Raw genomic sequence first — 7,469 nt, 5'->3', positions numbered from 1 at the left:
GCGGGCCTGGCTTCCGGTGAGATCCAGCGGTTCCCCGGCGCGTTCAACCCGCTGTCGGCGAAGCTGATCCAGGCGAAGGGTTTCGACGGGGTCTACATCTCCGGCGCGGTCCTCTCCGCCGATCTCGGGCTGCCCGATATCGGGCTGACCACCCTCACCGAGGTCGCCGGGCGGGCGCAGCAGATCGCCCGGATGACGGACCTCCCCGCGATCGTGGACGCGGACACCGGGTTCGGTGAGCCGATGAACGTGGCCCGCACCATCCAGACCCTGGAGGACGCGGGACTGGCCGGCACCCACATCGAGGACCAGGTCAACCCGAAACGCTGCGGACACCTCGACGGCAAACAGGTCGTCGACGAGGACACCGCGCTCAAACGGATCCGGGCCGCCGTCGATGCCCGCCGGGACCCGAACTTCCTGATCATGGCGCGCACCGACATCCGTGCCGTCGATGGCCTGGACGCGGCGATCGACCGGGCCAAGAAACTCGTCGACGCCGGCGCCGACGCGATCTTCCCCGAGGCGATGGGCACCCTCGCCGAGTTCGAGGCGGTCGTCCGGGGCCTGGACACCCTCACCGAACACGGCACCCTCGAACCCGCCCTCGGTGACATGCAGCACCGAGCCGACCTCTACGAACTGCTCGACTACGAGTCCTACAACCACTTCGACACCAACGTCTTCAACTTCCACATCCAGCGTTAGGGGAGCGACAATGCCTGAAACCACAGTGCCTGAAACCGCAACGAAGGAGATCTACAAGGGGTTGGCCGGTGTGCCGGTCGACTACACCGCGATCTCCAAGGTCAACTCGGACACCAATTCGCTGCTGTACCGCGGCTACCCGGTGCAGGAGCTCGCGGCCCTCTGCAGCTTCGAAGAGGTCGCGTTGCTGCTCTGGAACGGCGAATTGCCGACCAAGGAGGAGCTCGACGCGTTCGAGCAGCAGGAACGCGGGCAGCGTGCACTCGCTGACAACGTGCGGCGCGCGATCGACGACCTGCCCATCACGACGCATCCGATGGACGTCTGCCGCACAGCGGTCAGCATCATCGGCGCGAACGACCCCGACGCCGAGGACAACGACCCGGCCGAGAACCTCCGCAAGGCGAAGCACCTGTTCGCGCAGCTGCCGTCGATCGTCGCCTACGACCAGCGCCGCCGCCACGAGTTGCCGCTTGTCGAGCCCCGCGACGACCTCGGCTACGCCGAGAACTTCCTCTACATGACCTTCGGCGAGGTGCCGGACGAGGAGGTCGTGGACGCGTTCCGGGTCTCCCTCATCCTGTACGCAGAGCATTCCTTCAACGCCTCCACGTTCACCGCCCGGGTGATCGTCTCCACCCTCTCCGACCTGTACTCCGGCGTCACCGGTGCGATCGGCGCGCTCAAGGGCGAACTGCACGGCGGGGCCAACGAGGCGGTCATGCGCACCTTCGGCCAGATCGGCACGCCGGACAAGGTCGAGGCGTGGCTCGACGACGCGCTGGCGCAGAAGAAGAAGATCATGGGCTTCGGCCACCGGGTCTACAAGAACGGCGACTCCCGGGTGCCGACCATGCGCGCCGCGATGGAGAAGATGCTCGAGCACTTCAACCGGCCGGACCTGCTCGAGATGTACGAACGACTCGAAGCGGGGATGGCCGAGCGCAAGAACATCAAACCGAACCTCGACTACCCGGCCGGCCCGACGTACCACGTGATGGGGTTCGACACCGAGACCTTCACGCCGATCTTCGTTGCCAGTCGTGTCGTCGGCTGGAGCGCGCACATCATGGAGCAGCTCGCCTCGAACGCGCTGATCCGTCCGCTCTCCGTGTACAACGGACACGACCAGCGCGAGGTCCCCGCCTGATCTCGACAGCTTGTCGAGACCCGGCAAGGCAGGCGGTCCGCCGCGGCGGATGACTGTGGGGTAGCGACTACGGATGCGAGGCCGCCGCGCGCGGTCGCTAGCATCGCAGGGTGCATATGTTCTGGCGGACCCTTCTCCACACCCTGATCTCCCGGTTCGGACCGAGCCTCGGGCATTACGACGTCGCGCGCACCCGGTTCATCACCCTGCCCACCGACCAGGACATCCTGCGGCACATGAACAACGGCGTCTACCTGTCGATCATGGACGTCGCCCGGTTCGACATGCTGAAGCGCAACGGCGTCTGGAAGATCTTCCAGCAGAACGGCTGGTATCCGGTCGTCGTCTCCGAGACCATCAGTTTCCGCAAGTCCCTGCAGCTCTGGCAGAGATTCACCATCGAGTCCCGCATCCTCGGCTTCGACGAGAAGGCCGTCTATGTGGAGCAGCGGTTCGTGCGACCGGATGCCGATGGCCGGCCCGAGGTGTACGCCCACGGTTACATTCGTGGTCGATTTCTCAAGCGCAGTGGCGGAGTCGTCTCGATCGATGAGCTCACCCGGGCGGTGGGGTCGCCCCCGGCGGAGCCGGTACCGGACTGGCTGCTCGCCTGGAGCGAGAATGTTGCCCTCCCCGCCACCCGGGCTGCCGCGCCGAGCCACTGGAACTGAGCCGCGGCATCCGCTCGCGCTCACACGCTGGAGCGCCGGTCAGGCGGACTTGCTCGGAACGACGAGGTCCTTGTAGAACTGCGCGTGTGCCGGGTAATAGTGCTCCCACTGCGGCAGCGGTGCGCCGGCGCGCGCCGCGATGAGCCGGTCGAGGTAGTAGTCCCATCCCGGCCCCACGGTGGAGGCTTCCGCGGCCGAATGCAGCCGTTGGCCGAACGTCAGCGTGGTCATGCCGTCCCCTTCGACCAGGTGGAACATCGCGCGCCACTCGTCGTCGCCCTCGCCGAAATCGCCTGCGAACCGGTGCGGTGGCTGGCATTCGAGGATGCTGACGTACTCCCACGCGGCGTCGTCCTCGGCCGACATCAGAAACTTCACCGCGCCGGTGGCGGGGGAGCCGGTGTAGGTGCCGATCCACTTCTGCAACTCGGCGGGACGGGTGAGACTGGCCCAGACATCTTCGATGGGCGCCGCGAACAGCCGATTCAGCATCAGGTAGAGCCCGTCCGGGCGATGGGCGAGACGACCGGTTGGCTTGGCTGACATTGCGACCTCCTGGAGAGAAACACGATCTCACTCCTGAGGCTAGGCCTTCTTGCTCCGGCTTGCCAGAGGCGGGCACGCGAGTCGGTCTCCGGGGCATACTGGCGGGGTGGACAGAATCGGACCGTGAGCATCGGGGAGTCCCTGACCGGGCACCCGGAAGTCGCCGCGTACTGCGCCCGGTGGGCGCTCGAGCCGGACGGTGTTCCATTCACCACCGCGAGCAGCGTGCTGGCACCGGTGCGTTCCGGTGGTCGGCCGGCCATGCTCAAAATAGCAACCGCGGAGGAAGAGCAGGTCGGCAACGGGCTGATGACGTGGTGGAGCGGGGCAGGGGCCGCGGCGCCCGTGCTGCGGCATGACGACACAACGGTGCTGCTGGAACGGGCAACGGGCGGCCGCAGCCTGGAGTCGATGGCCGACACCGGACGTGACGACGAAGCGACCCGTATCCTCTGCGCGACAGCGATGCGCCTGCACGCCGTGGGCGCCGAGCGGCGTACGGACCCACCGGCGGCCCTGCCTCGCCTGGACGACTGGTTCGGCGAGTTGTTCCAGCACGCCGCAGAGGCCGGCGACTCAGCCGGAGGTTTCTACGCCAGGGCCGCCGCCCTGGCCCGCACCCTGCTCGACGGGCAGGGTGCGGTGGGCGTGCTGCACGGCGATCTCCATCACGGCAACGTGCTTGATTTCGGGGGCGCGCCGGGCCCAGCGGCGGGCGAAGGGTCGGGCGGTGCGCCTGGCGGGCCTGGCAGCGGGGACCGTTGGCTCGCCATCGATCCCAAGGGCCTCATCGGCGACCGGGCTTTCGACTTCGCCAACATCCTCTGCAACCCGACCGGGGAACTGGCCACCCGGCCTGGTCGCCTCGAGCGCCAACTGGCGGTGATCACGGAAGCTGCGGGGCTCGGTCGCGAACGCATGTTGGGCTGGTGCGTCGCCTGGTGCGGGCTCTCGGCCGCCTGGTACGAACGAAGCGGGATGCAGCCCTCCCATACCCTCGAGGTGGGTGCTGAAGCTGAGCGCCTGCTGGGGCGTGCCCGCCGAGGTTAGACCACGGCGTCCGTCTCGATGCCCAGCAGCTCAGGGGTGTTCGGCCGCAGCCGGTGGAAGCCCAGTCGCTCGTAAAAGGCTGCGGCGGCGAAGTTCGCCGGCGACATGCTGAGGTGCAGTTTCGGAACGCCGCGCGCGGCGAGTTCGGCCAGCAGCGTGCGGATCAAGGCGCGACCCCAGCCCTGGGCCTGGATCTCGGGCAACAGGTCGATGTGCAGGTGGGCCGAATACTCGTCGACCTCGGGAATGAGCATCCGTTCGGGGTTGTAACCCAGCGCGATCGCGTCTCCCGGGGTGTCCCGCGGATGTTTCACGGTGAACTGGGGCAGCCATTCGTCGCGGTAACGGGCGACGAATGCCCGGGTGTCGGCGGTGGCGAGGACGTAACCGGCGACGTGGCCGGAGCTGGTGTCGCCGGTGTCGACGACGAATGCGAGGTCGGGCTCGAAGTCCACGTAGGGGCCGGCAAAGATGTCGGGAAGCAGGTCGTCGTCGAAGTAGTGGCCGGTCGCGTCACCGCCGTCGGCGCCGGTGAGCACGCAGATGCGGTAGACCGCGTCGCGGTCCGAGGGGCGGTACGGACGGATGTGGGTCACGGCTCCATTATGTTGCGCGGAAGCCCCGGCTGGAGGTTCTGCCGAGTGTTGCCGCCGAATACTTCACCGCAGGGAAGCTTTCCGGACTCCTTGCGTTGGCATAAAGACACACCGATCGGAAGGAACAGCATGACAGTTGTAGTTACCGGAGCCACCGGACACCTGGGCCGCCTCATCGTCGAGTCGTTGCTGGCACGCGGAGTCGCAGCGGAGCGGATCGTGGCCGGCGGTCGCCGGCTCGACAAGCTCGATGACCTCTCCGAGCGCGGAGTCCGCGTCGCACGCGTCGACTATTCCGACGAAGCCAGCCTCGCCGCCGCGTTCGCCGCCGCCGACACCCTGGTCCTCGTTTCCGGCAGTGAGGTCGGCAGCCGCATCGGCCAGCACCAGGCGGCGGTGGACGCAGCCCGGGCCGCCGGCATCCGGCGCATTGTGTACACGAGTGCTCCGCACGCCGACTCGACCACACTGGTCCTCGCGCCGGAGCACATCGCCACGGAGAACCTGATCCGCGAGTCGGGTCTGGCCTTCACGTTCCTCCGCAACGGGTGGTATTCCGAGAACTACCTGGGCGCCCTGTACCAGGCCGCCACGACCGGCGAGATCGTCGCGAGCGTCGGGGACGCACGGGTGGCCAGTGCCAGCCGCGCCGACTTCGCGGAGGCGGCGGCCGCAGTGGTGATCGGCGATGGACATGACGGCGCGGTCTACGAACTCACCGGCGACCACGCCTGGGACTTCGCCGAGCTGGCCGAGGCCGCGTCAGAGGTCCTTGGGACACCTGTTGTCTACCGGTCGGTGACCCCCGAGGAGCACGAGGCCGAGCTCATCGCCGCCGGCCTGCCCACGGGCACCGCGGGGTTCATCGTGGCGCTCGACGGCAACATCCGCGACGGACTGCTCGCCCACACCCCCGGCGACCTGGCCCGTCTCATCGGACGCCCGACCACGCCGCTTGCCGAGGCGCTCGGCGCCGCACGCGTCCCCGCCGTCGCGTAGCCCTCGCCGCCCGCGCTTTCCCCCTTTTTTCCTTCCGCGAACCTGCACTTGTTGGGCTTATTCCGAGGGTATAAGCCCAACAAGTGCGTTCTCGGCGAGGGGGATGCGGGGGTGCGGAAGGTCCCGGGGCGCGATTCAGTCGGCTTCGAGCACGGCCATCGCCGCGTTGTGCCCGCCGATTCCGCTGACTGCACCACCACGCCTCGCCCCGGCACCGCAGATGAGGATCCGCTCGTGCTCGGTGGCGACTCCCCAGCGTTCGGCCGGTGTGTTCCGGGGGGCATCGTCCTCCAGGAACGGCCACGACAGCGGCCCGTGGAAGATGTTTCCGCCGGGCATATTGAGGGCATGCTCGAGGTCCAGGTTTGTCTTGGTCTCGATGCAGGGCCGACCGTCGGCATCGGTCATCAGCACGTCTTCGATCGGTTCGGCCAGCACCGAGTTGAGGGAGGCGAGGACAGCGGCTTGAAGGCGGGCGCGGGTCTCATCGTTGTTCTCTTCGGTGAGGGCTCGGCTCGGCGCATGCAGCCCGAAGACGGTGAGGGTCTGCGCACCGGATGCGACCAGGGCTGGCGACAGGATGCTCGGGTCGGTCAGGGAATGGCAGTAGATCTCGCACGGCAACAGGCCGGGGATCTTGCCGTCCACCGCCTCCCGGTAGGCGTCCTCCAGCTGGCTGTAGGTCTCGTTGATGTGGAAGGTGCCGCCGAACGCCGCCTCGGGCGACACCGACTCATCACGGAGCCGGGGCAGTCGCTTCAACAACAGGTTCACCTTGACCTGCGCGCCTTCCGGCTTGGCGTGGGCGTGGGAGACGGATGCCTCACCCGACTCGGTGTGGTCTGCCCGGCCCGCAGCCAGCAGGTTCTCGAGCACCCACGGCGCCACATTCACCAGCACATGCCGGCCGCGCACGACCTGTTCGGCGTCGCCCGGTTCGCCACCTCCGCGGTAGCGAACCTCACCGCTCGGCGAAACGGCGGTCACGTCGGCTCCGGTGACCAGGGCGGCGCCCGCGCCGCGGGCGGCCTTCTCGAGTTCGCCGGAGACGGCACCCATGCCGCCGATCGGCACGTCCCAGTCCCCGGTCTCGTTGCCGATGACGTGGTACAGGAAGCAGCGGTTCGCGGCCAGGTCAGCGGCATCCGTTGACGTGAACGTGCCGATCAGGCCGTCGGTGGCGACCACGCCGCGCACCAGGTCATTGGCGAACCGGTCGATGATCGCGGTGCCAAGCGGTGCCTCGAAGAACTGACTCCAGACCCGCTCGTCGCCGACCAGGCGGCGTGCCTCGGAGCGGGTGGGCAGCGGTTCGCACATGGTCGGGAAGACGGCCTGGCCGACATGGGTGGTGTCGCGGTAGAACGCGTTCCACGCCTCGAAGTCATCGGCGGCGCCGATGCGGGTGAAGGACTCACGGGTTGCTCCGGCGTCACCGTGGTCGACCAGCAGGCCGCCCGTGATGTCTGCCGGGTCCGGCGTGTACGAGGAGTACCGGCGTCGGGCGAGCTGGATGTCGAGGCCGAGCTCGTCGGTGATTCGCTTCGGCAGCAGGCTGACCAGATAGGAGTAACGCGAGAGTCGGGCCTCGACGCCGCTGAAGGCATCCGCCGAGATGGCGGCCCCGCCGAGGTGGTCGTCGCGTTCGAGGAGGATGACGCTCTTGCCGGCGAGGGCCAGGTAGGCGGCGGCGGTGAGGCCGTTGTGCCCGCCGCCGACAATCACGACATCGTGGGTGGGTTCGATCAT

At 68.0% G+C, this 7,469-nt stretch carries 8 protein-coding genes; 5 read left to right on the top strand and 3 right to left on the bottom strand.

Going from position 1 to position 7,469, the window contains the following annotated elements:
• Positions 1-6 precede the first annotated feature (6 nt).
• The 3 genes from AB4Y94_RS16895 to AB4Y94_RS16885 all read left to right on the top strand — a co-directional run bounded on the left by AB4Y94_RS16895 (position 7) and on the right by AB4Y94_RS16885 (position 2,529).
• Positions 7-708: an isocitrate lyase/PEP mutase family protein gene (locus AB4Y94_RS16895; protein ID WP_441729177.1), complete on the top strand. Its 702-nt coding sequence runs from the start codon at positions 7-9 to the stop codon at positions 706-708.
• 10 nt (positions 709-718) lie between these two features.
• A complete protein-coding gene (locus AB4Y94_RS16890) occupies positions 719-1,858 on the top strand; it encodes a bifunctional 2-methylcitrate synthase/citrate synthase (RefSeq protein WP_441729173.1) in 1,140 nt (379 codons plus the stop codon).
• A 110-nt stretch (positions 1,859-1,968) separates the two neighbouring features.
• Entirely contained in the window at positions 1,969-2,529 is a 561-nt protein-coding gene (locus AB4Y94_RS16885) for an acyl-CoA thioesterase (protein ID WP_441729171.1), read from the top strand.
• 39 nt (positions 2,530-2,568) lie between these two features.
• Here the strand turns inward: AB4Y94_RS16885 and AB4Y94_RS16880 are convergent, their stop codons facing one another.
• The gene (locus tag AB4Y94_RS16880) at positions 2,569-3,075 is read right to left on the bottom strand and encodes an SRPBCC domain-containing protein (protein WP_441729170.1); all 507 of its coding nucleotides are present in this window, start codon (positions 3,073-3,075) and stop codon (positions 2,569-2,571) included.
• A gap of 123 nt (positions 3,076-3,198) precedes the next feature.
• Here AB4Y94_RS16880 and AB4Y94_RS16875 point away from each other — a divergent pair, with 123 nt between their 5' ends.
• Entirely contained in the window at positions 3,199-4,125 is a 927-nt protein-coding gene (locus tag AB4Y94_RS16875; protein ID WP_441729168.1) for an aminoglycoside phosphotransferase family protein, read from the top strand.
• Here AB4Y94_RS16875 and AB4Y94_RS16870 read toward each other — a convergent pair.
• Positions 4,122-4,721, bottom strand: a complete 600-nt coding sequence (locus AB4Y94_RS16870) for a GNAT family N-acetyltransferase (RefSeq protein WP_441729167.1) — start codon at positions 4,719-4,721, stop codon at positions 4,122-4,124. The genes AB4Y94_RS16875 and AB4Y94_RS16870 overlap by 4 nt on opposite strands.
• 129 nt (positions 4,722-4,850) lie before the next feature.
• Here AB4Y94_RS16870 and AB4Y94_RS16865 point away from each other — a divergent pair, with 129 nt between their 5' ends.
• Positions 4,851-5,720 (top strand): NAD(P)H-binding protein, encoded by an 870-nt coding sequence (locus AB4Y94_RS16865; RefSeq protein ID WP_441729166.1) that lies wholly within the window; start codon positions 4,851-4,853, stop codon positions 5,718-5,720.
• A 135-nt stretch (positions 5,721-5,855) separates the two neighbouring features.
• On the opposite strand, the gene AB4Y94_RS16860 is transcribed toward AB4Y94_RS16865, so the two are convergent.
• A complete protein-coding gene (locus AB4Y94_RS16860; protein ID WP_441729165.1) occupies positions 5,856-7,469 on the bottom strand; it encodes a phytoene desaturase family protein in 1,614 nt (537 codons plus the stop codon).

It is taken from the genome of Glaciibacter sp. 2TAF33 (assembly GCF_052114945.1).
Lineage (GTDB): Bacteria > Actinomycetota > Actinomycetes > Actinomycetales > Microbacteriaceae > Cryobacterium.
Note: the sequence above shows the minus strand (reverse complement) of the source record. Positions and strands in the feature narration are given on the sequence as shown.

Coding starts and splice junctions, on each gene's coding strand:
- AB4Y94_RS16890 (WP_441729173.1), top strand. CDS start 719: ATGCCTGAAACCACAGTGCCTGAAACCGCAACGAAGGAGATCTACAAG.
- AB4Y94_RS16880 (WP_441729170.1), bottom strand. CDS start 3,075: ATGTCAGCCAAGCCAACCGGTCGTCTCGCCCATCGCCCGGACGGGCTC.
- AB4Y94_RS16865 (WP_441729166.1), top strand. CDS start 4,851: ATGACAGTTGTAGTTACCGGAGCCACCGGACACCTGGGCCGCCTCATC.
- AB4Y94_RS16860 (WP_441729165.1), bottom strand. CDS start 7,469: ATGATCGAACCCACCCACGATGTCGTGATTGTCGGCGGCGGGCACAAC.